Source organism: Chloroflexota bacterium (assembly GCA_015478725.1).
Classification (GTDB): domain Bacteria; phylum Chloroflexota; class Limnocylindria; order Limnocylindrales; family CSP1-4; genus C-114.
Genome location: JADMIG010000147.1, coordinates 1 through 1,093, shown reverse-complemented (window position 1 = coordinate 1,093; position 1,093 = coordinate 1). Strand labels below are relative to the sequence as shown.

Sequence of the window (1,093 nt, the reverse complement as noted above, 5' to 3'; positions counted from 1 at the left end):
CTAGTGCCTCACGTCATTGACAGTGAGTAGGAATTCCGAATCGATGGCTCCGCAGCGCAGTTATGGAGTCGATTCGTGGCCGCGAAAGAGATCGCCGTAAAGAAGTATGTCGTGAAGCTCGACGCCGACGAGCGAGACCGGCTGAACACAATGGTCCGCAGCGGCAAGCACCCCGCGCAACGGCTGATGAAGGCGCGCATCTTGTTGAAGGCTGACGCCGGAGAGGCCGGCGAAGCCTGGAGCGACAGCCAGATCGCCAAGGCCCTTGACACCAGCCTGGCGACGATAGCGCGAACCCGGCAGCAATTGGTCGAGGAAGGCTTCGAGGCGGTGTTGACGCGCAAGCACTCGCCCGCCTCGGCCAGAACGCGCATCTTCGACGGCGCCGCCGAGGCCAAGTTGATCGCGTTGGCCTGTTCAGAACCACCCAAGGGGCGCGCGCGGTGGACGTTGCGGCTGCTGGAAGACAAGGTCGTTGAACTGAACATCGTCGATCGCGTCAGCGACAACACGATCGGGCGGACGCTAAAAAAAACATCCTCAAGCCGCACCTGAAACAGCAATGGGTCATTCCGCCGGACGCCAGTGCCGCATTCGTGGCCGCCATGGAAGACGTGCTGGAGGTCTATCAGAGGCCGCACGATCCGGCCTGTCCCGTGGTCTGCGTGGACGAGACGTCGAAGCAACTCATCGCCGAAACGCGTAAGCCGATCCCGGCGAAGCCGGGACGGCCCAGACGGCTCGATCACGAGTACCAGCGCAATGGCACGGCCACCCTGTTCATGATGTTCGCGCCCCTCGAAGGCTGGCGGCATGTCGAGGTCACTGATCGCCACACCGCCTTGGATTATGCGCAGGTTCTCAAGGATTTGTCCGACACGCATTTCCCGGACGCGGCGAAGATCGTGCTCGTGCAGGACAATCTCAACACCCACAAGCCGGCTTCACTCTACGAAGCCTTTCCTGCCGAGGAGGCACGCCGGCTCGTCGAGCGGTTCGAGTGGCACTATACCCCGAAACACGGCAGCTGGCTGGACATGGCTGAATCCGAACTCAGCGTGCTGTCGTCTCAGTGTCTCGATCGGCGCATCTC

At 61.8% G+C, this 1,093-nt stretch carries 2 protein-coding genes; both read left to right on the top strand.

Annotated elements, in window-relative coordinates:
• Positions 1–75 precede the first annotated feature (75 nt).
• The gene (locus IVW53_16205) at positions 76–555 is read left to right on the top strand and encodes a helix-turn-helix domain-containing protein (GenBank protein ID MBF6607100.1); all 480 of its coding nucleotides are present in this window, start codon (positions 76–78) and stop codon (positions 553–555) included.
• Positions 537–1,093, top strand: a 557-nt coding sequence (locus IVW53_16200) for an IS630 family transposase (protein ID MBF6607099.1), incomplete at its 3' end; no start/stop codon positions are given. The genes IVW53_16205 and IVW53_16200, both read left to right, overlap by 19 nt.